Annotated in this window: 29 protein-coding genes; 22 read left to right on the top strand and 7 right to left on the bottom strand. The window is 36.7% G+C overall.

Going from position 1 to position 25,019, the window contains the following annotated elements; all coding sequences use genetic code 11:
* The first annotated feature begins 50 nt into the window (after nt 1-50).
* The 6 genes from FS802_RS23155 (at nt 51) to FS802_RS23130 (ending at nt 6,625) form a co-directional block, all read left to right on the top strand.
* Complete coding sequence (locus FS802_RS23155) at nt 51-1,193, top strand: cysteine desulfurase family protein (RefSeq protein WP_000638970.1); 1,143 nt, start codon at nt 51-53, stop codon at nt 1,191-1,193.
* 6 nt (nt 1,194-1,199) lie between these two features.
* Nucleotides 1,200-2,414 carry a tRNA uracil 4-sulfurtransferase ThiI gene (gene thiI / locus FS802_RS23150; protein ID WP_000989277.1) on the top strand — a complete coding sequence of 405 codons (1,215 nt, stop codon included), beginning with the start codon at nt 1,200-1,202 and terminating at the stop codon, nt 2,412-2,414.
* An 80-nt stretch (nt 2,415-2,494) separates the two neighbouring features.
* Complete coding sequence (locus FS802_RS23145; RefSeq protein WP_000157912.1) at nt 2,495-2,689, top strand: alpha/beta-type small acid-soluble spore protein; 195 nt, start codon at nt 2,495-2,497, stop codon at nt 2,687-2,689.
* Nucleotides 2,690-2,865: 176 nt separating this feature from the next.
* Nucleotides 2,866-4,452, top strand: coding sequence for an acyl-CoA synthetase MbcS (mbcS, locus tag FS802_RS23140; protein ID WP_098720314.1), 1,587 nt, complete (start codon nt 2,866-2,868; stop codon nt 4,450-4,452).
* A 102-nt stretch (nt 4,453-4,554) separates the two neighbouring features.
* Nucleotides 4,555-4,986, top strand: coding sequence for a VOC family protein (locus tag FS802_RS23135; protein ID WP_000600353.1), 432 nt, complete (start codon nt 4,555-4,557; stop codon nt 4,984-4,986).
* 70 nt (nt 4,987-5,056) lie between these two features.
* Nucleotides 5,057-6,625, top strand: a complete 1,569-nt coding sequence (locus tag FS802_RS23130) for an amidohydrolase (protein WP_098654463.1) — start codon at nt 5,057-5,059, stop codon at nt 6,623-6,625.
* Nucleotides 6,626-6,732: 107 nt separating this feature from the next.
* Here the strand turns inward: FS802_RS23130 and FS802_RS23125 are convergent, their stop codons facing one another.
* Nucleotides 6,733-7,536: an NAD kinase gene (locus tag FS802_RS23125; RefSeq protein ID WP_000785190.1), complete on the bottom strand. Its 804-nt coding sequence runs from the start codon at nt 7,534-7,536 to the stop codon at nt 6,733-6,735.
* A 205-nt stretch (nt 7,537-7,741) separates the two neighbouring features.
* Between FS802_RS23125 and FS802_RS23120 the strand changes: the two genes are divergently transcribed.
* From FS802_RS23120 to ackA, 5 genes are all read left to right on the top strand, one after another.
* On the top strand, nt 7,742-8,380 hold the full coding sequence (locus FS802_RS23120; protein ID WP_002096283.1) for a DUF2953 domain-containing protein: 639 nt from the start codon (nt 7,742-7,744) through the stop codon (nt 8,378-8,380).
* A gap of 12 nt (nt 8,381-8,392) precedes the next feature.
* A complete protein-coding gene (ytfJ, locus tag FS802_RS23115; protein WP_000350003.1) occupies nt 8,393-8,788 on the top strand; it encodes a GerW family sporulation protein in 396 nt (131 codons plus the stop codon).
* A gap of 133 nt (nt 8,789-8,921) precedes the next feature.
* Nucleotides 8,922-9,422, top strand: a complete 501-nt coding sequence (gene tpx / locus FS802_RS23110) for a thiol peroxidase (protein ID WP_000024522.1) — start codon at nt 8,922-8,924, stop codon at nt 9,420-9,422.
* A 199-nt stretch (nt 9,423-9,621) separates the two neighbouring features.
* On the top strand, nt 9,622-10,608 hold the full coding sequence (locus FS802_RS23105) for a class I SAM-dependent methyltransferase (protein ID WP_000084361.1): 987 nt from the start codon (nt 9,622-9,624) through the stop codon (nt 10,606-10,608).
* 299 nt (nt 10,609-10,907) lie between these two features.
* Nucleotides 10,908-12,101, top strand: a complete 1,194-nt coding sequence (ackA, locus tag FS802_RS23100) for an acetate kinase (protein ID WP_098654464.1) — start codon at nt 10,908-10,910, stop codon at nt 12,099-12,101.
* A 28-nt stretch (nt 12,102-12,129) separates the two neighbouring features.
* Here ackA and FS802_RS23095 read toward each other — a convergent pair whose 3' ends face one another.
* Together FS802_RS23095 and FS802_RS23090 are read right to left on the bottom strand one after the other, a co-directional pair.
* Nucleotides 12,130-12,564: an NUDIX hydrolase gene (locus FS802_RS23095; protein WP_000283464.1), complete on the bottom strand. Its 435-nt coding sequence runs from the start codon at nt 12,562-12,564 to the stop codon at nt 12,130-12,132.
* A 69-nt stretch (nt 12,565-12,633) separates the two neighbouring features.
* On the bottom strand, nt 12,634-13,269 hold the full coding sequence (locus FS802_RS23090) for a DUF1796 family putative cysteine peptidase (RefSeq protein WP_097860443.1): 636 nt from the start codon (nt 13,267-13,269) through the stop codon (nt 12,634-12,636).
* A 137-nt stretch (nt 13,270-13,406) separates the two neighbouring features.
* Here FS802_RS23090 and FS802_RS23085 point away from each other — a divergent pair, with 137 nt between their 5' ends.
* Nucleotides 13,407-14,240 (top strand): EcsC family protein, encoded by an 834-nt coding sequence (locus tag FS802_RS23085; protein ID WP_088059863.1) that lies wholly within the window; start codon nt 13,407-13,409, stop codon nt 14,238-14,240.
* A gap of 31 nt (nt 14,241-14,271) precedes the next feature.
* On the opposite strand, the gene FS802_RS23080 is transcribed toward FS802_RS23085, so the two are convergent.
* The gene (locus FS802_RS23080; protein ID WP_001244511.1) at nt 14,272-14,934 is read right to left on the bottom strand and encodes a YitT family protein; all 663 of its coding nucleotides are present in this window, start codon (nt 14,932-14,934) and stop codon (nt 14,272-14,274) included.
* An 855-nt stretch (nt 14,935-15,789) separates the two neighbouring features.
* Here FS802_RS23080 and FS802_RS23070 point away from each other — a divergent pair.
* Entirely contained in the window at nt 15,790-15,984 is a 195-nt protein-coding gene (locus FS802_RS23070) for a hypothetical protein (RefSeq protein ID WP_000910293.1), read from the top strand.
* Between the two features lie 28 nt (nt 15,985-16,012).
* Here the strand turns inward: FS802_RS23070 and FS802_RS23065 are convergent, their stop codons facing one another.
* Entirely contained in the window at nt 16,013-16,330 is a 318-nt protein-coding gene (locus FS802_RS23065; protein WP_000417223.1) for a hypothetical protein, read from the bottom strand.
* 166 nt (nt 16,331-16,496) lie between these two features.
* On the opposite strand from FS802_RS23065, the gene FS802_RS23060 reads away from it, so the two are divergent.
* Nucleotides 16,497-17,702 carry an argininosuccinate synthase gene (locus FS802_RS23060; RefSeq protein ID WP_000412318.1) on the top strand — a complete coding sequence of 402 codons (1,206 nt, stop codon included), beginning with the start codon at nt 16,497-16,499 and terminating at the stop codon, nt 17,700-17,702.
* Nucleotides 17,699-19,087 carry an argininosuccinate lyase gene (argH, locus tag FS802_RS23055; RefSeq protein WP_098654465.1) on the top strand — a complete coding sequence of 463 codons (1,389 nt, stop codon included), beginning with the start codon at nt 17,699-17,701 and terminating at the stop codon, nt 19,085-19,087. The genes FS802_RS23060 and argH overlap by 4 nt, the downstream gene beginning before the upstream one ends.
* 76 nt (nt 19,088-19,163) lie before the next feature.
* Here the strand turns inward: argH and FS802_RS23050 are convergent, their stop codons facing one another.
* Nucleotides 19,164-19,343 (bottom strand): hypothetical protein, encoded by a 180-nt coding sequence (locus FS802_RS23050; protein WP_064474588.1) that lies wholly within the window; start codon nt 19,341-19,343, stop codon nt 19,164-19,166.
* Nucleotides 19,344-19,437: 94 nt separating this feature from the next.
* Here FS802_RS23050 and FS802_RS23045 point away from each other — a divergent pair, with 94 nt between their 5' ends.
* The gene (locus FS802_RS23045; protein ID WP_098720317.1) at nt 19,438-20,133 is read left to right on the top strand and encodes a hypothetical protein; all 696 of its coding nucleotides are present in this window, start codon (nt 19,438-19,440) and stop codon (nt 20,131-20,133) included.
* Between the two features lie 41 nt (nt 20,134-20,174).
* Here FS802_RS23045 and FS802_RS23040 read toward each other — a convergent pair whose 3' ends face one another.
* Nucleotides 20,175-20,633, bottom strand: coding sequence for a universal stress protein (locus tag FS802_RS23040; RefSeq protein ID WP_001066680.1), 459 nt, complete (start codon nt 20,631-20,633; stop codon nt 20,175-20,177).
* A 147-nt stretch (nt 20,634-20,780) separates the two neighbouring features.
* Between FS802_RS23040 and FS802_RS23035 the strand changes: the two genes are divergently transcribed.
* The 6 genes from FS802_RS23035 (at nt 20,781) to FS802_RS23010 (ending at nt 24,996) form a co-directional block, all read left to right on the top strand.
* Nucleotides 20,781-21,572: an SDR family oxidoreductase gene (locus FS802_RS23035; RefSeq protein ID WP_098200108.1), complete on the top strand. Its 792-nt coding sequence runs from the start codon at nt 20,781-20,783 to the stop codon at nt 21,570-21,572.
* Between the two features lie 213 nt (nt 21,573-21,785).
* Nucleotides 21,786-22,919, top strand: coding sequence for an alanine dehydrogenase (ald, locus tag FS802_RS23030; RefSeq protein ID WP_098573354.1), 1,134 nt, complete (start codon nt 21,786-21,788; stop codon nt 22,917-22,919).
* A gap of 142 nt (nt 22,920-23,061) precedes the next feature.
* On the top strand, nt 23,062-23,487 hold the full coding sequence (locus FS802_RS23025; protein ID WP_016135447.1) for a hypothetical protein: 426 nt from the start codon (nt 23,062-23,064) through the stop codon (nt 23,485-23,487).
* A 44-nt stretch (nt 23,488-23,531) separates the two neighbouring features.
* Complete coding sequence (locus FS802_RS23020) at nt 23,532-23,864, top strand: cupin domain-containing protein (protein ID WP_000450941.1); 333 nt, start codon at nt 23,532-23,534, stop codon at nt 23,862-23,864.
* Nucleotides 23,861-24,649 carry a GNAT family N-acetyltransferase gene (locus FS802_RS23015; RefSeq protein ID WP_098654467.1) on the top strand — a complete coding sequence of 263 codons (789 nt, stop codon included), beginning with the start codon at nt 23,861-23,863 and terminating at the stop codon, nt 24,647-24,649. The genes FS802_RS23020 and FS802_RS23015 overlap by 4 nt, the downstream gene beginning before the upstream one ends.
* 2 nt (nt 24,650-24,651) lie before the next feature.
* Nucleotides 24,652-24,996 (top strand): DUF6176 family protein, encoded by a 345-nt coding sequence (locus tag FS802_RS23010; RefSeq protein WP_048544394.1) that lies wholly within the window; start codon nt 24,652-24,654, stop codon nt 24,994-24,996.
* Nucleotides 24,997-25,019 lie beyond the last annotated feature (23 nt).

The raw sequence follows: 25,019 nt of genomic DNA, 5'->3' as shown, positions 1-25,019 counted from the left end.
GTATTTATGATATGATTATATGATGTGATAGCGCTGAAAGGGGAAGAACGATGATCTATTTTGATAATAGTGCGACGACGAAGCCATATCCAGAAGCCCTTCAATCGTACGTGACGGTTGCTGGGAAATATTTTGGTAATCCTTCTTCTATTCATTCGCTTGGAGGAGAGGCAGAGCGTCTATTAACACAATCAAGAACGATTGCAGCGCAGCTTCTTCACGTTAAACCTTCTGAGATTATTTTCACATCAGGTGGAACGGAAGGGAATAACCTTGCGATTAAAGGAATAGCGATGAGGAATCGTTCGCGCGGTAAACATATCATTACAACAAATATTGAACACGCGTCTGTGTTTGAAGCATATAAACAATTAGAAGATCTCGGTTTTGATGTAACATATTTACCGGTTAATGAGCATGGTGTTGTATCGGTAGAGGATGTAAAACGAGCACTTCGTGAAGATACGATTCTTGTGTCAATTATTCACGTGAACAACGAGACTGGAGCAATTCAGCCTGTTGCTAAAATTGGAACGTTATTATCGAACTATCCGAAAATAAGATTCCATGTGGACCATGTACAAGGGATAGGAAAAGTACCGCTTGATTTATATGCTTCTCATATTGATCTTTGCTCAATATCTGGACATAAATTCCACAGTGTAAAAGGAACGGGTCTTCTTTATGTACGTGACGGCGTAAGGTTAGATCCAATTTTATCAGGTGGTCAACAAGAGCTTAAGTATCGCTCTGGTACAGAAAACTTACCTGGCATTGTAGCGATGGTGAAAGCACTTCGCATGACAATGGAACAAGTGAAAGAAAAGATAGCTCATTTGCACAATTTACAAACAGAGCTTGTCCGTTTCTTGAAAGAGATGGAAGATGTAACGATCAATACGTCGCTTGCATATGCAGCACCGCACATTTTAAATGTATCATTTGTTGGTTTAAAACCAGAAGTGGTCGTTCATGCTTTAGAAGAGCACGGTGTATATGTATCGACGAAGTCTGCTTGTTCTTCAAAAGCAAATGAAGTGAGCAGAGTGTTAGTGTCAATGGGAGTACCCCATGCCGCTGCTGCAAGTGCTATTCGTATTAGTTTGGCACCAGAAAACACGATGGAAGAAGTAAAACAATTTGAAGGTATTGTGAAAGAGACGATGCCAAAATTACATGAAGTGATGAGGTAAAGGAATATGATGACATATGAATATATTTTAGTTCGTTATGGAGAGATGACGACTAAAGGTAAGAACCGCTCTAAATTTGTAAGCACATTAAAAGATAACGTAAAGTTCAAACTGAAAAAGTTCCCAAATATTAAAATCGATGCAACACATGATCGTATGTACATCCAATTAAATGGCGAAGACCATGAAGCAATTTCTGAAAGATTGAAAGATGTATTTGGTATTCATAAGTTTAACTTAGCGATGAAAGTACCATCAGAATTAGAAGATATTAAAAAGGGTGCATTAGCAGCTTTCTTACAAGTAAAAGGTGATGTGAAAACATTTAAAATTACAGTGCACCGTTCTGATAAGCGCTTCCCAATGAAGACGATGGAGTTACTTCCAGAAATCGGTGGGCACATTTTAGAAAATACAGAGGATATCACAGTAGATGTTCATAATCCAGATGTGAATGTACGTATAGAAATTCGCAGTGGTTACAGCTATATTATGTGTGGTGAGCATATGGGAGCTGGTGGTTTACCAGTTGGCGTTGGCGGAAAAGTAATGGTACTTCTTTCTGGTGGTATCGATAGCCCAGTAGCAACGTACTTAACGATGAAACGCGGCGTGTCTGTGGAAGCAGTTCATTTCCATAGCCCACCTTTCACAAGCGAGCGTGCAAAACAAAAAGTAATCGATTTAGCACAAGAGTTAACGAAGTACTGTAAACGTGTAACGCTTCACCTTGTTCCATTTACAGAAGTGCAAAAAACGATTAATAAAGAAATTCCATCTAGCTATTCAATGACAGTTATGCGCCGTATGATGATGCGTATTACAGAGCGTATTGCAGAGGAACGTAATGCACTTGCAATCACGACTGGTGAAAGTCTTGGACAAGTAGCAAGCCAAACGTTAGATAGTATGCATACAATTAACGAAGTAACAAACTATCCGGTTATTCGTCCACTTATTACGATGGATAAATTAGAAATTATTAAAATTGCTGAAGAAATCGGCACATATGATATTTCAATTCGTCCGTACGAAGATTGCTGTACAGTATTCACACCAGCAAGCCCAGCGACGAAGCCGAAGCGTGAAAAAGCGAATCGTTTTGAAGCGAAATACGATTTCACACCATTAATCGATGAAGCTGTAGCGAACAAAGAAACAATGGTATTACAAACGGTAGAAGTAGTGGCGGAAGAAGAAAAATTCGAAGAACTTTTCTAAAACCATAAATTACCATATCTAAAACATGTATGAAGTCATGTTGTTTATCACACTCTATACTCACAAGGAGGTGATACAACATGGCAAGCAACAATAAATTAGCAGTATCTGGTGCTCAAGCAGCATTAGATCAAATGAAATACGAAATCGCTCAAGAGTTTGGTGTTCAACTTGGAGCTGATGCAACATCTCGCGCTAACGGTTCTGTTGGTGGCGAAATCACTAAACGTCTAGTTTCACTAGCTGAGCAACAATTAGGCGGTTTCCAAAAATAATCCCATATATGATGGCTTAGAAAGAGCGGGTTCTCCCGCTCTTTCTTTTTGTTGTTTGCACCGTTATACATTCATTTCGACATAGATATAAAAAATTTGTCAAAAGAAGAGGGTTCAAAATTAACTGAAAATTCTTTATTATATAAGAGAGGCATAGAAATGGAGGAGGATATTGTATGAAGAGAGAAGAATTGTTGGCGCCAGCGTCTTATAATTTAGTTTCTGAAATAGAGAAATATACAAGTGATAAAGAGAAGCTTGCTTTAATTTGGCAAGATGATAAAGGGAATAGACGAGAAGTTACATACGCTGAGTTAATGAAAGGTGCGAACAAAATTGGAAACGCTTTTATAAAGAGTGGTCTGCAAAAAGGGGACAAGCTCCTCATTATGATGCCACGTTTAATTGAAGCGTACATGACGTATATCGCTGCGATTAAAGCAGGATTTGTCGTAATTCCGAGTTCGGAAATGTTACGTAAGAAGGATATCGAATATCGCATTGGGCACGGGGAAGTAAAAGCAATCGTAAGTTATGAGCCGTACATTGGGCAGTTTGATGATATAGAAGCGATGGAATCTCTTCAAAAATTCGTTCTGAGCGAGCAGTCAGTAGATGGATGGATTAATTTAAAAACAGCGTTAGAAACAGAAAGTGACCTGTTAGAAATGGCAAAGACAGATAAAGAAGATATGGTCTTTTTATCTTACACGTCAGGGACGACAGGAAATCCAAAAGGTGTTGTTCATACGCATGCATGGGCATACGCTCATTTACGTACGAGCGCTCCAAACTGGCTCGGGATTGAAGAGAATGATGTTGTATGGGCGACGGCTAGTCCAGGTTGGCAAAAGTGGATTTGGAGCCCGTTTGTAGCAACTCTCGGTTCAGGTGCAACAGGATTTGTATACCACGGTAAGTTTGAACCAAAAACGTATTTAAACTTATTAGGTGATAATAAGGTGAATGTGCTTTGTTGTACGCCGACAGAGTATAGATTAATGGCAAAAGTAGAAGACTTAAGTGAGTACAATTTAGAAGCGTTACATAGCGCCGTATCCGCAGGTGAGCCATTAAATAGAGAAGTCATTGAAACGTTCCAAAAGCACTTTAATATTACGGTAAGAGACGGCTATGGGCAAACGGAAAACACATTACTTGTTGGTGTGATGAAAGGAATGGATATTAGACCAGGATCAATGGGAAAACCAACGCCAGGCAACCACGTTGATATTGTAGATGAGGAAGGTATTCCGGTAAAGGTAGGAGAAGTTGGTGATATTGCAGTTCACATTGAAACACCAGCCCTCTTTAAACAATATTATAAAGACGATGAGCGCACAGCGATGCAATTCCACGGTGATTATTATATTACCGGTGATAAAGCGAAGAAAGATGAAGAAGGCTATTTCTGGTTTGAAGGGCGCGGTGATGATATTATTATTAGCTCTGGTTATACAATTGGGCCGTTTGAAGTAGAAGATGCACTCGTAAAACATCCTTATGTAAGAGAGTGTGCGGTTGTCGCAAGCCCTGATGAAATTCGCGGAAGTGTCGTGAAGGCATTTATCGTATTAAGAGAGAATTTAGACAAGAACGAAGAAATATTAATTCCAGTACTCCAACAACACGTCAAAGAACTCACTGCACCATATAAATACCCTCGCAAAATTGAATTTGTAGATGAACTACCAAAAACGATTTCCGGAAAAATTCGCCGTATTGAACTTAGAAAACAAGAGATGGAGATTCCGTCAAAATAATTTTGAAAACAGTGAAGGAAATAGTTGAATGAAATGGTAAACAATGATAATATAAAAACGAACACAAGTTCGATTTTATAAACTTAAAAAAGAGGTGTCCGTATGATTTTAGGTATTAATCCGTACTTAGTTTTAGATGGTAGTGGGCAAGAAGCTGTACAGTTTTATAAAGAAGCGTTAGATGCAAAAGTAGAAGTCATGCAAACTTTTGGTGACATGCCTGAAAATCCAGAATATCCGATTCCAGCTGAAGCAAAAGAGCGCGTTTTACATGCTACTTTAAAAGTTGGTAATACGGACCTTATGATTTCTGATACATTCCCAGGTCAAGGGCATGCAATCGGATCTCAAGTAACAATTGCAATTCAAATTAGTAATGCAGAAAAAGCGAAAGAAGTATTCGAAAAGTTACAAGAGGGTGGAGAAGTTATTATGCCACTTCAAGAAACGTTTTGGAGCCCAGCATACGGACAACTAAAAGATAAATTTAGCATTGAATGGCAAATCACAACGAACCCTACTGAACAAAATTAATTTTTGGAAAAGCACCATGTTTTGAAATGGTGCTTTTTTTTATACAATAAATACAAAGGAGATGGGATATATGGGAGAAATTTGGTATGGCGGCACCATTTACACGATGCGAGAAGAGAATGAAAAAGTAGACGCTGTTTATGTTGAAAAGGGCATGATTGTTGATGTCGGGAGTAAAGAAGAGTTAGAAGACCGATATGCTACCGTTAAATTTCACGATTTAGAAGGCAAAACGATGATTCCAGGTCTCGTTGATAGTCATATGCATCTGATTGGTCATGGGGAGAGATTACTTCGATTAGATCTGTCAAATTGTACGTCTTATAGCGAATTGTTGACTCTTGTTCAGAAGCGAGTAGAAGAAGCGCCAAAAGGTTCTTGGATTATTGGAGAAGGCTGGAATGAAAATAATTTTACAGATACAAAACAAGTTCACGTACGTGATCTAGATGAAATCTCTAAAGAACACCCCATTTTATTAAAGCGCGTTTGTCGCCACGTTACATGGGTGAATTCATACATATTGCAAGAGGCGAACATAACAGAAATGACGCAAGACCCGAAAGGCGGGAAAATCGGCCGGGATTCATCAAATATGTTAACAGGCCTTTTATATGAACAAGGACAAGAATTAATTAAACATGTGCAGCCAGAAATTGATGAAGCTTATTTACAAAGAGCCCTGCAAACAGCAATTAAAGATTGTTGGCAATATGGACTTGTTGGCGGGCATACGGAAGATTTAAATTATTACGGTGGTTTTAGAAAAACGCACAATGCTTTTTCTCATGTTATAAAAGAAATGCCATTTAAAGCACATTTGCTCGTTCATCATGAAGTAGCATATGAACGAAAAGAATATGAAAATGAACATTATATTGAATTTGGGGCGATGAAAATTTTTTCTGATGGCTCTTTTGGCGGAAGAACAGCTTTATTAAGTGAGCCGTATGAAGATGCGCAGGAAACAAATGGAGTTGCAATCTTCTCGCGTGAAGAGCTTGCGGAGTTAGTGAAAAAAGCACGGGATTTACATATGCCAGTTGCGATTCATACAATAGGTGATTTATCGCTTGAATATGTCATTGATGCACTGGAATTATATCCACCTGCAGAAGGATTGCGTGATCGCATTATTCATTGCCAGCTCGCTCGTGAAGAGATAATTGAGAGAATGAAAAACTTGCAAGCCATTATTGATATACAGCCAGTCTTTGTTTCATCGGATTTCCCATCAGTCATTGAAAAACTAGGCGAGCAACGTCTTCGTTATGCGTACGCTTGGAAGACGTTACTGGAAGCGGGATTACACTGCAACGGTGGATCTGACGCGCCAATTGAACAAGTGAATCCATTTTTAGGCATATATAGTGCTGTTACACGCAGAAGTTTTATTGACGGTGTATGCTATATGCCAGAGGAAAGATTAACGGTATATGAAGCTATCTCTTTATTTACAACAGGAAGTGCCTATGCAATCGGAAAAGAAGCGAAGCGAGGAAAAATCGCAAAAGGATATGAGGCAGACTTTACGATAGTAGATCGAAACATATTTGGAATAGAGGCAGAAGAAATAAAAGAAGTGCAAGCAGAAATGACCGTAATTGATGGGAAGATTGTGTATAGGAAAGACGCGTGAAAATATATCGACTTACCGACAAAAAATGACACGAAGAGTGGCCGGTAGCGAGAGAAATAAATAACCGCCGAATTATGGAATCCCATAATTCAGCGGTTATTTTAATGCTATAAAAACGTTCTCTGTACTTTTTCCCAGAAGGAATTGTTTTTTAATTTAACTGTTTTAATTTGTTTATCGCTTAAGCGTACAACAGCTTTTTCCACTTGTTTAATGCTAAGCGCTTCATTATCCAAACCGATAACAGGATAATCGTTACCGTTTGGTTTTAGTTTTAAAGTTAATGTACGCTTGTGATTTAAAATGAAAGGTGAACCGAGCGTACGGTATGTGTTGTTATTTAATGATGCTAGTTCGCTTACTTGGAAGCATGGGATGAGCGGATCAACAACCGCGCCATGTAACGATTTATTGTAAGCTGTACTTCCTGTTGGGGTAGAAACAACTAAACCGTCCCCTCTAAATGTTTCGAAATATAGATCATCAACGTGAACATCTACTACGAATGTTTTAATAATGCTAGAACGTAATGAGAACTCATTTAAACAATGGAAAGATGTACCGTGATCTACATCTACCTGAATTGTTGGGTATTTTCGCACTTCAATTTCATTTTTTGTAATTTCTTGAAGGGCTGTATCAACGTGATCAATATGGAAATCGCAGTAGAACGAAATTTCATCTTTCGTAGAAATCCCTGCGTATAAGCAATCTTCTCTAAAACCAGTTTTACGAACGGCTTGTAAGAAAGTTGCATCATCTCCAACACTGACGATAGCGTTTGCATTTTTTGGATGATCTAATATGGTGAATCCATTCTCTTCTAAAATACGATAGATTGGTTTCATTCTTTCAACGAGCGTTGCTTTGTCATCACCATAAAAGAAAAATAAATTGCGACGATCTGCCATTATGTATCCCTCCACTGCAGTTAAATTTTCTGTTCTTCGTGCTACATATCATCCAAATACGTTCCCTGACGATATGTTCAAATAATATATTTCGATATAAAATGTCAAAATCCTTTTTTATTTTTAGAAAAATTTTTATATTCAATCTTAAAGGATTCTGTTTAATGATGAATAAACTTGTCGATAATGGGTACGGAGTGAAAGGATGATACGTATGAAGTGGCTCGTGATTGGAATAATAATTCTTCTCCTTTTTATTTTGCTTATACTATTGTCGAAAATAAAGCTTAAAGTGACATTTTTATATTCAGAAATGGAAAAGCAATGTTTGTTTCAAGTGAAAATATGGATGATTCGATATACGTTTGATGTATTGGAAAGAATTGAAAAACAACAGAAAAAGACAGGGCAGAAAATCGAAAAAGCTGAAAAAGACGGTGGATTAGATAATAAAATTATGGCGCAACTTGATAGTATGGGGGAGCTGATAAAAAAGCTACAAGAAGTTCATACTATTGTTAAAGATTTTCTCAAACGAGTGAAAATCAATGGGTGGAAATGGCACACGCAAATTGGAGCAGGCGACGCAGCTAGCACTGGAATTGTCACTGGATATGCATGGGGGACAAAAGGAATGGCTGCTGGAGTTGTAGGACAATATATGCATATTGTCGACGTACCAGAATTTGAAATTACCCCTGTTTTTCAAGGGAAAGGATTTGCATCAAGATGTGAGTTAACAGCATCTTTTCGTATATTTCGTGCTATAAAAACTGGTATCAAATTACTCACGTTTATGAGAAGACAAAGATCTGGTACGAATGAAAAATCAGTTCAAGCATAGGGGGGATATAGAATGGACCATCCAATTCAAGGTTTAATGACAACCGCAATGCAGCATTTAAAACAAATGACTGATGTAAATACAATTGTTGGTGATCCGATTAAAGCGGCAGATGGAAGTGTAATTCTTACCGTTTCGAAAGTTAGTTTCGGATTCGCCGCTGGTGGAAGTGAATTTGGTAAAGTAGAACATTCAGGCCGTCATCCATTTGGCGGGGGAAGTGGTGGAGGAGTTTCTATTAATCCTGTTGCTTTTCTTGTTATAAATGGAGACGGTGTAAAAGTGTTGCATTTAGATAAGCAAACACACGTCATCGATAAAATAATTGAATTAGCGCCACAAGCTGTTGATAAAGTGAAGGAAATGATGGATAAACGAAAAGAAGACGATCCTGAATTTCAAATTTAACAAATAAGAAGCTAATCAATGGATTAGCTTCTTTAATTTTTTTGTAAATAAAGCGATTTTATTTGCATTATCGATAGGGACAAACTATCATTTACATTGTACATATTTTGTTTAAATAAGGGAGGATTTTCAAGTGGCAAACGTAACTTTTAAAGGTAACCCAATGACTTTAGTTGGAACAGAAGTTAAAGTTGGCGATCAAGCGCCAAAATTCCAAGTATTAGCAAATGACTTATCTCCAGTAAGTTTAGAAACATACAAAGGCGAAGTAAAATTAATTAGTGTTGTACCTTCAATCGACACAGGTGTGTGTGATGCACAAACACGTCGTTTTAACCAAGATGCAGCAGGTATTGAAAACGCAAAAGTATTAACAATTAGCGCTGACTTACCATTCGCTCAAAAACGCTGGTGTGCAGCAAACGGTTTAGAAAATGTTGTAACACTTTCTGACCACCGTGACCTTTCATTCGGTGAAGCTTATGGCTTAGTAATGAAAGAGCTTCGTTTACTTGCTCGTGCAGTATTCGTAGTAGATAGCAACGACAAAGTAGTTTACGCAGAATACGTAAGCGAAGGTACAAGCCATCCAAACTATGAAGCAGCATTAGAAGCAGCTAAAGCGGCAAAATAATGTGAAAGAAATGACCTCTTATAAAGAGGTCGTTTTTTCTCATATATTGCTGCGTAATGGTACCAATATATGAGAAAAAACGTTATATCATATATAACTTAAAAGGGAGCTCTTTGTAGGAGGTCGCTTTTTCTTTTTGGAAAAAAACACTTTGTGGTATGATATAAGTTATGTGTAAAAGAGAGAAGGAGGAATGTACGTGAGTCAGACAGTAGAAACATTATTTTCTATTTTTGATTCTTCTGCGGTAGTTTTACGTAAAGAATTAGATGTAACATATTTAGAGGCGCTTGTAGAAACAGGTGATAACTTGTTTGAAGGGGCAATTTTACAAGAGGAATTATCTGAATCAGCAATTGAAAGGCTGAATCGTGAATATAGTACGTTTAATGAAGAAACATATAAAGGTGAAGAAATTCGTAAAGCATTTCAGTTAGCCATTTTAAAAGGAATGAAAGAAGGCGTACAAGCGAATCACGAGATGACGCCTGATGCAGTTGGAATGTTCATGAGCTACTTATTCCATAAATTTATGCAAGGGCAAAACGAAATTACTGTTTTAGATCCTGCAATTGGAACAGGTAACTTAATGACTACAGTATTTAATAGCGCCAAAGAAGGACTAGCAATGAGTGGATTTGGTGTAGAAGTGGATGAAGTGCTAATTAAACTTGCTTTAGTAAATGCGAATTTACAAAAGCATGCAATCGAATTCTTCCATCAAGATGGACTAGCGCCACTTTATATCGATCCGGTTGATGCAGTCATTTCAGACTTACCGATTGGTTACTATCCAAATGAAATCGGTGCAAGTGAATATAAGTTAAAAGCAGATGAAGGAATGTCGTATGCCCATCACCTATTTATTGAACAAAGTGTGAAACATACGAAAGAAGGCGGGTACTTATTCTTCCTAGTACCAAACTTTATTTTTGAAAGTGATCAAGCACCAAAGTTACATGCATTTATTAAAGAAACATGTTTTATTCAAGGGCTATTACAGCTACCTGTTTCCATGTTTAAAAACGAGAAAAATGCAAAAAGTATATTTGTTCTCCAAAAGAAAGGTCCTAGTGTAACAATGCCAAAACAGGCGTTATTAGTGGAGTTACCTAAATTCTCCAACATGAAGGCGATGGAGAACATTATGGATCAATTAAATACTTGGTTTGCAACCCACAAATAAGGCAAGGTATATGTAACAGGGTGAGTAATTCATGTAGTACAGTTTTATATGATATGTCATATTTTTAAATATATACTAGATTAAACTGAATTTTTTTGAAATCTGTAATATATATTTTTTCTTGGTGTTACAATTTTTTCACTTGAAATATATGTCGGACGATGTTTAAATTAAAATCGTGAGTATAAAATTCACTAATGATGAAACGTTTTCATATTTAGTGAATTTGATCAGATAAAATCGAGCGGTTTGTGGACATATCCACACAACTACCAAGAGAAAAAGGGGCGAAAGACTAGATGTCAAAAATCATCGCGATTAACGCAGGAAGCTCTTCCTTAAAATTCCAATTATTTGAAATGCCAAGTGAAACAGTATTAACAAAAGGTTTAGTAGAACGTATCGGTTTAGAAGATAGTATCTTCACTATTACTGTAGATGGCGAAAAACAAAAAGAAATTACAAATATTCCAGATCATGCAGTAGCAGTAAATATGCTTCTTAAAAAATTAACTGAAAACGGAATCGTTAAGTCTCTAGATGAGATTGGCGGTATCGGTCACCGTGTTGTTCACGGCGGCGAAAAATTTGCTGACTCTGTTTTAATTACTGATGAAGTATTAGCTGATATCGAAGAGTTAAGCGATTTAGCACCACTTCATAACCCAGCAAACCTTGTTGGTATTAAAGCATTCCAAGAAGTATTACCAAGCGTACCAGCAGTAGCAGTATTCGATACAGCATTCCACCAAACAATGCCGGAATCTGCATTCTTATACAGCTTACCATATGAGTACTATGAAAAATTCGGTATCCGTAAATACGGTTTCCACGGAACTTCTCATAAATACGTAACTGAGCGTGCGGCTGAATTATTAGGTCGTCCACTTGAAAGCTTAAGCTTACTTTCTTGTCACTTAGGTAACGGTGCAAGTATCGCAGCAGTAGAAGGCGGTAAATCTATCGATACTTCTATGGGCTTCACTCCACTTGCTGGTGTAACAATGGGTACACGTTCTGGTAACCTTGACCCTGCGTTAATTCCATACATCATGGAAAAAACAGGCCAAACAGTAGAAGAAGTAGTTAACGTATTAAACAAGAAGAGTGGTATGTTAGGTCTTACTGGTTACTCTAGTGACCTACGTGACATCATTGCGAAAGAAGAAGAAGGCGACCACCGTGCGAAAGTAGCACTTGATGTATTCGTAAGCCGTATCCACAAATACATCGGTTCTTACACTGCTCGTATGAAAGGCGTTGACGCTATCATCTTTACAGCCGGTGTAGGTGAAAACAGTGCGATTATTCGTGAGCGTGTATTAGAAGGCCTTGAGTACATGGGCGTATACTTCGACGTAAAACGTAATAACGTATTTGGTGAAGAAGCATTCATCAGCTTCCCACACTCTCCAGTAAAAATTATCGTAATTCCAACTGACGAAGAAGTTATGATCGCTCGTGACGTACTACGTCTTGGAGATATTGGTTAATATTACTATATGAAAAAAAGACGAGATCCTATAGGGTTTCGTCTTTTTTCTGTTGGATATATTTCAAGATTCCATCTGGATATAGTGCTTTCTCTTTTTGAATGAATGCAGTGAGGGAAATCCATTTTGCATATGACAGTGTTTGTTCATCTTGTATATTCAGTATTTCCATTTCATATAGTGATGTGTCTAATAAGCGTAAAGAATATAGTTGAATGATTTCATGACCAATTTCTCCATCAAGAGGAAAGATGTTTTCTAAGCAGCCTAAATAATGGGTGATTTCCACTTCCGTATGAAGCTCTTCTTTAAATTCACGAATAACGGTATATGCTGATTTTTCACCAAGTTCAATTGAACCGCCAAGAGGTCGGTAAAATGTTTCATCGCCTGTATGATATTCTTGTACGAGAAGGCGATCGTGATGTATAGCAATGCCAAAAGCTTTTGCACGTGGATACATATATAATCACACCTTATTTCTTTTGTATAAGGATGATTATAAGGCAGTGTGTAATAAAAAGTATCGTGTTTAAGCCTGCGGTCTAATCGTGATCCCATCAAATAAATCATTCCAAAATGCTTCATTGTACTGGTATACATCCATAATAGGGCATTTTATAACACAAATGTTTTGTAATCCCCAATCTTCTTGGGCGATAGTTGGTACATCTGCAGGAATGAGTAATAGGACAGAGAATGTATGTTTAACTATTTGGGATAAAATTTGTTCCAAGGAACGTGCTTCTTCGTATGTTCCTCCGGTTCGAATAAACAATGTGGATTCTTCCGTTTCAATTGTAGTTAGAAAACGATTAATTCGATGCTCATAGTTTAACTTAATTTCTGTATAAGAAGGCCAAGAAGTTGGTGTGTTTACATCTGTTTTAAAGTCGTGGCAGGAGTCGATTTCATATAGGTTGTCACGGAGTCTTAATTTCGCACCATCATCCCAAAATGAGATGAAAGATAAGTTTTCGAACTGTAGAAAACGGTCAAATCGTTTTTGTAATAATACATTCACTTTTTCTAATGAAGGGCTTAGCATAAAATCGATAACACCAAAAAAGGGTGATAATTTGAATTGATATAACGCCCAAGCAGGCCAGCAGTTTTGTCCTAAGCTGAATACTGCATTATATTCTTTTTTTATATTGGATAGATTCATGTGATTTATCTCATCCTTTTTGTTAATATTTTATGTCATTAAAAAATGGTATGTGAATAAAGATAGACAAGCATATTTGCAAAGAATAAGCAGAAATATGTTACAATAGAAAAAAATCGAACGAGGTGGTTGTTACGATGCGATCGAAGCGAGAACAAGCCATTTTAGACAATATAAAAGAATGGGAATCGCAATTAGTTGAGCAAGAAGCGACTGATTTTCAAAAAATGTTTGATAAATGGGTACATACTACAATTGCGAAATTGCCTGAGAAAAAACGAAAAGATTTCTTTACGAAAGCAGATGGATGGCTCTTTCATTTGCATGCATTGATTCAAAGTTCACAATCACAGTTAGACGCGCGTAATCGTATTTTAGGAACATCGAGATTATTTGATGAATCGATTGAACAACTGGAAGATTTAAAAGCGTTATCTATTGATCAATTAACATACATAGCAGAGCAGCAAACAGCACGACATCGCCTATATTCATTCGTACAAGGCGGAGCAACGGGTGCTGGAGGTTTATTATTATTAACAGCTGATTTTCCCGTTATGATTGCGTTAAATGTGAAGGCAGTCCAACTTATTGCCACGTCATTTGGACATGATGTGAACAAGCCTTATGAAATGATGCTTGCGTTAAAGGTGTTTCATGCGTCATTACTACCAGGAAGGCTTCAGCAATACGCATGGTACAATTTACTGCAAGAGCTAGAGCAAGAAGATTCGTTCTTCTACGAAGGAGACGAAGCGGTGTTACAACCAGCTTCTACTGAAGTTGTGTTAAAACAAATTTTGAAAACATTTTCGATTTATGCTCTTCGTCGTAAATTATTCCAAGGTATTCCAGTCATTGGAATGGCAATTGGGTCTACAGTGAACTATCGTTTAACAAGAAGCGTTACTGAATTTGCAAATAGATTTTATCAAGTGCGCCACATAGTCGAGAAGGAAAAAAGGACATAAAAAAAGCGAGAGGCCGAAGCCTTTCGCTTTTTTAATTTGTTGCATGCTTTTTGGACATTGGAATAGATACTGGTTGCTTTTCCGCTTTCTTCTCTGCTTTTGGATAATAAATTAAATCCAATGTTTTTGCCTGTACGGCAATCGAAAGAATAGTAAAAGCAATTTCTGTCCAATTTAAATAATATAATGAAAGCGCAAGAACAATCGCGTCAAAGACGAAGAAAATTTGCCCAATTGTAAAACGAGTTCGTTTACTTAATACAATTGTTAAAATGTCGTCTCCGCCGGTTGCACCGCCAAATCGCAATATAAAACCGAGTCCAATACCAGCTAACGCACCGCCAACTACTGCAGCTATAAATAAATTATTTGATAAATCGACCGTAAATGGAGAATAATTTTCCATAAGAGAATAAAATACTCCGAATGAAATCGAACCTAGGAATGAGTAGCCAACCATTTTTCTACCTAAAAATGAAGCACATAGTAAAATAATTGGGATATCCATAATTACAGTTGAAATAGATGGTGAAATATCATAAAAATTTTGGATGAATAGTGCAATTCCTACAAAGCCACCTTCTGTTAAGTGGTTTTGGAAGTGAATGTGATATAGCGCTGCTGCTAAAATAAATGAACCGATTAAAACCATAAAAATTTCTTTAATAATTTGTCGACTTTGGATGTTCCTCATCGTTATTCCTTCTTTCCGTAGTTAGTAGTCCTTTTTGTGTTGTAAACTAACTACGAGCTCACATGTAGCTTCAGTTAGTTTACGAAAAAAACTAACTACGCTATATGTCGCTGAAGAAATAACGAATAATCCTCTCGTCCATCAATTCTCCCTACCTTCGTTTTAGTTTAAGTCTTAAAACGACTAAACAAAACGTGGAGTAGGATTCTTCATTTAGCAATCCTGCTCTTCTTTGTTTTGTTTAGCTAGTAACAATTAAGTCCTAAACAAAACGCTATGTGTAAGAAGAGTCTTTTTTTTGCCAAATTATCCTTCGGGCAATCATAATTTCCCCACTCTCGTATTTTTTTCGCTAGACTAAAGTATCTGAGCTGAAAAATACGCTACGTGTATGATTCGTCAATACGATGCCACATGCTCCTTCGAGCGATCATGATATCAAAATCCCTTCCTTCAAGATTTATATTATTATATCATACTTTCAAAAAATGTATGCGGATGGAAACCGACAATAAACGGAGGGAATCTACAAAAATTGTTATGTTTAAATATTTTTGTAGAAAAGCCTAAGTTATTTCGTGAAATCGGACAGTGTTTAAAAGTTTGTCCAATAAGTAAGAAAAAGATGGCGTTTATTCAGTTGTATCTTTCTGGTCACCTTTATCTTTAAAAAACGCATCCCAGCTAATCACACTTAAAAAAGTTAAAGCGATAATAATGAAAGCTCGCATAAAATTGAGACCTCCTTTTGTACATAGTATATGAATAATTTGTTTCAGAATGTGTCATTTTTTTACAAGTCTTAATTGTTATGAGATTATATCAGTATAGATAGATGAAAGGGAGAGAGAAGATATGCTAAAAGACATGTTTAAAAGAAAAGAATTAGTATGCGTTTCATGTCAGAAAAAGATTCAATATGAAGAAGAGCTCGTTGCTTTTGTAAAGTTGCCAAAGGAAAGAAGTATATTAGTTGGACCGTTTGATGTATGTTTGGCGAAAACAGCACAAGAAATATATTGTAAATCGTGTTACGACAAAAAAGCATGACCCAAAGTAATTGAGGGGCATGCTTTTTTCATTGGTGTGCTTTCCCCTCAGATACATTTTGAGTGAGTCGATACCAAAGCCAAAGGTCATTAATGATGGAAGCGAGATCGGCAATTTCTGAATTAAGTTTGCAGGAAATTTCGAAGTTTTCTTCGTTATTTAAATGATGCTGTTTTGCATTAATATAGTGTTCGAGCTCTTTTATACGATCAGGAATCTTTCCGCGAACTTGTTCCCATTTTAATAAAATAGCATGCTGCATTTTTTCGGGGATACTTTCCCAGTCTTCTTGTAAATGCGGAATTTCAATTCCTAGATGTTCATTGTATAAGAAATACTTTTCCATAAGTTCACCTCCGTTTTCCTGCTTATATTGTACATGAAAACAGAAATAAGCTCGACGAAATTGTTTGAAAAAATTTGAAAATGACTCTTGATACATTTTATAAAAGGTGTTAAAGTGTGTATTATTATAAAATAAAATGAATATTTATTCTTTAGGGGGATGCAAAATGGAGAAGAAAAAAGTGGTATTAGCATATTCCGGAGGTCTTGATACTTCCGTTGCAATTAAATGGTTACAAGAGAAGAATTATGATATTATCGCGCTTTGTTTAGACTTAGGGGAAGGTAAAGACTTAGCATTTGTAAAAGAAAAGGCACTTTCAGTAGGTGCAATTAAATCGTATATGATTGATGTTCAAGAGGAATTTGCAAATGAATATGCATTGATGGCTATGCAAGCACACACGTTATACGAAGGGAAATACCCTCTCGTTTCTGCATTATCTCGTCCACTTATCGCTAAGAAATTAGTAGAAATTGCAGAACAAGAAGGGGCGACTGCAGTTGCACATGGATGTACGGGGAAAGGGAATGATCAAGTTCGTTTTGAAGTTTCCATTCAAGCGTTAAATCCTTACTTAGAAGTGATTGCGCCTGTACGTGAATGGAAATGGTCACGTGAAGAAGAAATTGCATATGCAAAAGAAAACGATGTACCCATTCCGATTAATTTAGATAGCCCGTTTTCAATCGATCAAAACTTATGGGGACGCAGTAACGAATGTGGTATTTTAGAAGATCCATGGGCAGCGCCGCCAGAAGATGCATATGAGATGACATTGGCGTTAGAAGATACACCGAATAAACCAGAGTTTGTAGAAATCGGATTTGAAGCAGGAGTACCGACTACTTTAAATGGTACTGCATATTCACTTTCAGAATTAATTAAAACGTTAAATGCGCTTGCTGGAAAACATGGTGTTGGACGTATCGATCACGTAGAAAATCGCCTTGTTGGTATTAAATCGCGTGAAGTATACGAATGTCCAGCAGCAATGACGTTAATCACGGCGCATAAAGAGCTAGAAGATTTAACACTCGTAAAAGAAGTAGCGCATTTTAAACCGATGATTGAGCAAAAAATAACAGAACTTATTTATAACGGTTTATGGTTCTCTCCTTTAAAACAAGCGCTTAACGCTTTCTTACAAGAAACGCAAAAGAATGTAACAGGTACAGTGCGTGTGAAATTATTTAAAGGCCATGCGATTGTAGAAGGACGTAAATCTGAGTACTCTTTATATGACGAAAAATTAGCAACATATACTGCTCAGGACGAATTTAATCATGATGCAGCAGTTGGATTCATTTCATTATTCGGTTTACCGACGAAAGTATACAGCCAAGTGAATCAAAAGAAGGTGGAAGCGTGAGCAAACTTTGGGGCGGACGTTTTACAGAAGAAGCGGAAGCGTGGGTTGAAGAGTTTGGAGCATCCATCTCCTTCGATCAACAATTAGTAAATCAAGATATAAACGGAAGTATTGCACACGTAACGATGCTAGCAAAGCAAGGCATCGTTACGAAAGAAGAAGCAGAGAAAATAAAGGTAGGGCTTCAGTATTTATTAAAAGAAGCAAAAGAGAATAAGCTTCAATTCTCAGTAGAAGCAGAAGATATTCACTTAAACATTGAAAAAATGTTAATGGAACAAATTGGCGAAGTAGGAGGGAAACTTCATACAGGCCGAAGTCGTAATGATCAAGTAGCGACTGATATGCATTTATATTTAAAAGAAAAAGTAGAACATATTATTAAAGCTACAAAACAATTGCAAACGGTTCTTGTTCATCAAGCAGAAAATAATATTGAAACCATTATGCCTGGCTATACGCATTTGCAGCGTGCGCAGCCAATTTCATTTGCGCATCATATTCTCGCTTACTTTTGGATGTTAGAGCGTGATGTGAATCGTTATGAAGATTCATTAAAGCGCATTAACATTTCACCATTAGGAGCAGGAGCATTAGCTGGGACAACATTCCCGATTGACCGAGAATATAGTGCGGAGCTTCTTGGATTTAATGGAATCTATGAAAATAGTTTAGATGCAGTAAGCGATCGTGATTTCATACTGGAGTTCCTAAGTAACTCATCTATGCTCATGATGCACTTATCACGCTTCTGCGAAGAACTTATTTTATGGAGTAGCCAAGAGTTTCAATTTATTGAAATGAGCGATCAATACGCAACGGGAAGCAGCATTATGCCGCAAAAGAAAAATCCAGATATGGCGGAACTAATACGCGGTAAAACAGGCAGAGTGTACGGTAATTTATTTAGTTTACTTACAGTCATGAAAGGATTACCGCTCGCTTACAATAAAGACTTGCAAGAAGATAAAGAAGGAATGTTTGATACAGTAAAAACAGTAGAAGGATGCCTTCATATTATGGCAGGCATGTTAGAGACGATGACTGTCAATAAAGAAAAGATGGGGCAAGCTGTAACGCAAGATTTCTCAAACGCAACAGAAATTGCTGACTACTTAGCAAGTAAAGGACTCCCATTCCGACAAGCTCATGAAATTGTTGGGAAGCTAGTGCTACACTGCACACAAAAAGGAATTTATTTACTAGATGTACCACTAGCAACATATAAAGAAATGAGCTCATTATTTGAAGAAGATTTGTATGAAGTTCTTTCACCATATGCAGCTGTAAAGCGTCGTAACAGTGCTGGTGGGACAGGGTTTGACCAAATTGAGAAAGCTTTGGAGAAGGCGAAAGCGTTAGTTGGAGAGTTTGTAGGAAGTTGATGGATTTATAGGGCAGAAGGTACGCAAATCTTAGTAGAGAGAAGCGTACCTTTTTTGTGATTTTTATAGCTTAAAGTTAATCATACTTATGTCGATCTTCCGTAATTCGAATATACTCAATATCCATCAAATCTCTAAGTAATGCACCATTACTTAGTTCCACACCATGTTTTTCTTTAAAATGTGTACGGATTGTATGTAACATTTCGAGCTCTTTCCCGTTCACATCTAAAATAATACGTTCAGAATCATTCATGTAGCATCCTCCTTTTTTAACATATATATTTTGTCCGTCTATTTCTAAAAAATGTATGTTAACCTAAAGTTAGGAAATAAGAAAGGAATGGAAAATGAGACGTATTTATTTTGTAGGGCTAATTTTGTACACGCTAATTGTATTACATGTTGCATTCCCAAATATCTTTTCATTTGAGGATGTAGAAACAGTACACGTTGGGATATTTATCTTTATTCTATTTGTAGTAGATTGCTGTATTTCGATATGGCTTTCGAAAAGAAAGCATGTACAAAATAAAAAAGAAATGGAACGGAAAAAGAGAAAACGTTCATTTTGGATGATGACGTACTGTTTTTCTTTAGCGATTGCTGCTGCTTTTTTTAGTGAGAATATTCCATTGGAAAGATTAAATATTGGATTTGGAGCGTTCGTATTCGCATACTATTTTTTCGTGCACTTTCTTCCTTATATGAAAGAAAAGCGAGGAGAAGAGGAAGATCGGCTTGTAGAAGAAGCGAGAGAGCAAGAGCATAAGAGAATAGAAGAAGATATAAAGAAACTCGGAGAACAAAAATGGTATTTAAAATCTAAAATCATATATGTTCTTTGCTTCATTACGCCGCCAATCGGTTATTTGTATGTGTTCTTGCTTCGTAAAAAAATGACAGAAGATGCAAAGCAAACGTACTTAACGGTTGCGACGATCATGATGGCATTATGGTCTTTGAAGTTCTTACCGCCATATGTGTTGGCAGTAGCTGTTGTAGTGGTTGTTTGTCTTGTATTTATAGTGAAGTATGTAAAATGAAAAACACCAAGCCCATGTAGACTTGGTGTTTTATTTATGAATTAAAGATCACCTTGCTCCTCATCACCACGAACAACAAGGACATCGCATTTCGCATAGCGAATAATATGTTCAGAGACGCTACCAATTAGGAAACGCTCAACAGCATTTAAACCAGTTGCACCACACATAATTAAATCTACTTTATGGTTTGGAGCGATTTCTTTTGAAATTTTAGATTTAGGATTACCAAATTCTAATACAGTTTCAATTTTTTCAAGGCCAGCTTCAAGCGCAGTTTTTTTGTAGTCTTCTAATAAGTCTTCTGCAAATAGATTTGCACGTTCAGCAATTGCGCGGCTATAAGCTTCTACTGCTGAGTATGCTTTTACATCAACGATATGAGCAATTGTTAATGTTGCATTGTTGCGTTTTGCGACTTGAATTGCTTTTTTAAAAGCTCTTTCTGCTTCTTTAGAACCATCCACCGCGATTAAAATATTTGTATATGTATTATTCATAGTAAATTCCTCCCAATCATTTTTATTACCGTTTACAACTTTATTATAAAACAAATTTTGGTAATGTGCTTACTGTAAACGTTACAGAATTTTGAAAACTTTGCTTTAATTCATTTTAGTTGTAATTGGGGCGAGAACTTGTTACATATGAAGTATAGCAATTTAAAAGGAGGCATGTTTGTGAGACACGCGCTCATTACAGCCGGTACGAAAGGTTTAGGAAAGCAAGTAACAGAAAAGTTATTGGCTAAAGGGTATTCAGTAACAGTAACATATCATAGCGATATAACTGCTATGGAAACGATGAAAGAAACATATAAAAATATGGAAGAGCGTCTACAATTCGTGCAAGCGGATGTCACGAAAAAGGAAGATTTACATAAAATAGTAGAAGAAGCGATAAGCCGTTTTGGCAAAATTGACTTTTTAATTAATAATGCTGGTCCATATGTATTTGAACGAAAAAAGTTAGTTGATTATGAAGAAGACGAATGGAATGAAATGATTCAGGGTAATTTAACAGCGGTGTTTCATTTGTTGAAACTTGTCGTTCCGGTTATGAGAAAACAGAACTTTGGCCGTATTATTAATTATGGATTCCAAGGGGCAGATAGCGCACCGGGATGGATTTATCGTTCAGCTTTTGCAGCAGCGAAAGTAGGACTTGTTTCATTAACGAAAACAGTTGCTTACGAAGAAGCAGAATATGGTATTACTGCAAATATGGTATGTCCTGGTGATATTATTGGTGAAATGAAAGAAGCGACAATTCAAGAAGCACGTCAGTTGAAAGAACGTAACACACCAATTGGTAGATCTGGAACAGGTGAAGATATCGCAAGGACGATTTCGTTTTTATGTGAGGACGATTCCGATATGATTACCGGTACAATTATTGAAGTAACTGGTGCAGTAGATGTTATTCATAGACATCGATAGAGCGAAATAAGGTGAAGTTTCGAATAATTGGACAGTTTATCCTTTACGCTGAGAGGTGCGGATAATACTGTCCTTTAATGTAAGGTTAAATCTATCGGAAAACTTGTATTATTTTTTGTCAAATATTGAGATATTATGTTAAAATATAAGAGCGTAGAAAGCGCTTTAAAAAATGATTCAGGGGTCATTTCATAACTCAAGGGGGAACTAATAATGCGTATCGGTATTCCAACAGAAATTAAAAACAATGAAAACCGTGTGGCAATGACGCCAGCGGGAGCGGTACATTTAGTACAAAATGGTCATGAAGTTTTTGTTGAAAAAGGAGCAGGTATAGGATCAGGCTTTACAGATGAAGAATACGTACAAGCTGGTGCAAAACTTGTTGAAACTGCTGAAGAAGCATGGAATCAAGATATGGTTATGAAGGTAAAAGAGCCAGTTGCAAGTGAATACGGCTATTTCCGCGAAGGTTTAATTTTATTCACATACTTACACTTAGCTCCAGAACCAGAATTAACGAAAGCATTAATTGATAACAAAGTTGTATCAATTGCATACGAAACAGTACAATTAGACAATCGTTCTTTACCATTACTTGCACCTATGAGTGAAGTAGCTGGTCGTATGTCTGCACAAATCGGTGCACAATTCCTTGAGAAGAACAAAGGTGGTAAAGGTATTTTACTTGCAGGCGTTCCAGGGGTAAAACGCGGCAAAGTAACAATTATCGGTGGTGGTCAAGCTGGTACAAACGCAGCGAAGATTGCAGTAGGTTTAGGTGCAGATGTAACAATCATCGACTTAAGCGCAGAACGTCTTCGTCAACTAGATGACATTTTCGGAAACCAAGTAAAAACGTTAATGTCTAATCCATACAACATTGCAGAAGCTGTAAAAGAGTCTGATCTTGTTATTGGTGCGGTATTAATTCCAGGTGCAAAAGCGCCAAAACTTGTAACAGAAGAAATGATTCAATCAATGGAACCAGGTTCTGTCGTTGTAGATATCGCGATTGACCAAGGTGGTATTTTCGAAACAACTGACCGTATTACAACTCACGACAACCCAACTTACGAAAAACATGGCGTTGTTCATTATGCAGTTGCTAATATGCCAGGAGCAGTTCCACGTACATCAACTCTTGCATTAACAAACGTAACAGTACCATATGCAGTACAAATTGCGAACAAAGGCTACAAAGATGCTTGCTTAGGCAACACTGCATTACTAAAAGGTATTAACACATTAGATGGATACGTAACATTCGAAGCAGTTGCAGAAGCTCACGGCTTACAATACGCTGATGCGAAAGAGCTTCTTGAAAAAGCTCCTGCTTTATCATAATAGAGACAAATTCGAGACCTTCCTTTATGAGGAGGGTCTTTTTTTATAAGGTAATAAATTGTAAAAATTGTTGTGTATTACTGTTAATAAGTAGGGATTGTGATAATTTAGAATTATATAAAATTTGGGAGGGGGGATTAGATTGGGAAGAAAAAGTAAGCGGAGGAAGCATAAAAAACAAAGAGGAGTAATAAGGAGTAAACATGAGTTAGTAGTTACGAAAAAGAGACCTAGGTCTAAAATTGAAAGTGGTTTAATAGATGCGGCGAATGTTATGTATTTTATTGTCATGTGTATTATTTTTATTAACTTAATTAAGTTACCAGTTTCAAATTTATCTTTACATGTATTTGTACTTATTATTTTTTTAATGGTAGCCATTTTAGTACATGTTTTAGTGTTTGGAACATTACTATCAACTAATAAGAATGGTGGAGAAAAAAGGCAAAAAAAGAAAAGAAATTCGTCTTATTATTCAAGCTCATCAAGTGGATTTGGTGATTACAGTAGCAACGATTGTAGCAGCTCAAGTGATGGTGGAGGAGATTGCGGAGGTGGTGGAGACTAAATTAGTTTTTCAAAAGAACGACTAATGAAAGGGTGGGACGAAAGATGGAAACTGTGAATTTAATAGAATTAACGAAGGACATTCAAGATCAACATAAAAACTTCGTCGTTTCAAATGTAAATAGTCATTGCTTACGAATCGCTGTATTTACTGGTGAATATGATTGGCACTATCATTCTAACTCGGATGAATTATTTATTGTGTTAGAGGGAGAATTACTTATCGATTTTGAAGATGGAGAAACAGCGGTTTTAAAGCCAAATGATTCTATCTTAATTCCGGCATGTACGATTCATAGAACGAGAGCATTAAAGAGAACAGTAAATCTTTGTTTTGAAAATATAGAGGCTGATACGATTAAAGTGGAGCAATTATGAAAAAATTATCTGTAGCCGAGTATAGAAAAATCCTTCCGATTTTAGAAAGTCTTACAAGAACGACGACGTTTGCTTATGCGGTATGTGACCAAATGATAGATGGTGAGATTTTTGCCAACGAGAAGTTAACAGCAGGACTAGTTATTACAGCTAATGGTATCTATTATTTATTTGGTGATACGGATGATCACAATTATAACGAAGATTTATTTGCGTATTTAAAAATGGCTATTGAAAAAACAGAGAAGAGATTTACACTCTTCACTTCAAGTGACGAGTGGGAAATGATGTTAGAAGAGCGTTTTAGTAATGTACTTCGGAACATCCCGCGAATGAAATTTCAAAGCGTAACCTTTGAAGAGAGAAAACGAAATGCAAACAAAAATACATATGAAGTGAAGCGTATTGATAAAAGTGATATAGAACGAAGCAATGAATTTACAGAGGCGTATTATAAAGAATATTGGGGATCAAAAGAAACGTTTTTGAATCGTGGTTTTGGATTTTGTATAGAACAAGATGGGAGGATTGTAGCTGAATGTGTTTCGATATTTAATGGGAATGGGTTTGCTGAAATTGATATTGTGACGCATAAAGCATATCAAGGGAAAGGATTAGCCCAAGCTGTTGCAACACGGTTCATTGAACATTGCGCGCAAAATGATATTATACCGTGCTGGGATTGTTATGTAGACAATATTCCTTCGCAAAAATTAGCTAGTAAATTAAGTTTTCATAATCCAATAGAATATAGATTGTTTGTACGTAAGAGAACGGGGGAATAAAAATGAATGTGGAGTTAACGAGATTTAAAGTGAAACAAGGTAAAAGTCACCGTGTAGATGAATGGATGCAGCTTCTTAATGGAAATATGAAAGAAGTGCTTTTGACATTAAACGACGAAAAGATGTATGTAGAGACAATTTTCCGGGAAATAAGAGATGGAGAAGAGTACTTATATTGGTATTCTGTGCAAGGAGAAGGCGGGACTCCTGTCGAAAATTCTCATCATGAAATTGATAAAAAGCATGTAGCGTTTTGGTATGAATGTATTGATGAAGAAGCACCGTCTGTTGATATGAAAACAGAAGTTGTTATGATTCAAGATGTTGTGAAGGAAGCGATGAAATAATAGAATAGTATGTTGGAGATAAG

Origin of the sequence: Bacillus sp. DE0042, assembly GCF_007680225.1 — a bacterium.
Classification (GTDB): Bacteria; Bacillota; Bacilli; order Bacillales; family Bacillaceae_G; genus Bacillus_A; species Bacillus_A wiedmannii.
Note: the sequence above shows the minus strand (reverse complement) of the source record. Positions and strands in the feature narration are given on the sequence as shown.